Annotated in this window: 1 rRNA gene; it reads left to right on the top strand. The window is 49.4% G+C overall.

The features are described 5' to 3' along the window. Positions 1–241 (top strand): 23S ribosomal RNA (locus SH09_RS14125); the annotation flags it as partial.

Genomic DNA, 241 nt, shown 5'->3' with positions numbered 1-241 from the left:
GTTAATGGGTGATGGCGTGCCTTTTGTAGAATGAACCGGCGAGTTACGATTTGATGCAAGGTTAAGCAGTGAATGTGGAGCCGTAGCGAAAGCGAGTCTGAATAGGGCGTTGAGTATTTGATCGTAGACCCGAAACCAGGTGATCTACCCATGACCAGGCTGAAGTTCAGGTAACACTGAATGGAGGGCCGAACCGACTTACGTTGAAAAGTGAGCGGATGAGTTGTGGGTAGCGGAGAAA

This window comes from Staphylococcus gallinarum, assembly GCF_000875895.1.
Taxonomy (GTDB): domain Bacteria; phylum Bacillota; class Bacilli; order Staphylococcales; family Staphylococcaceae; genus Staphylococcus; species Staphylococcus gallinarum.
This window is presented reverse-complemented; position numbering and strand designations above follow the sequence as displayed.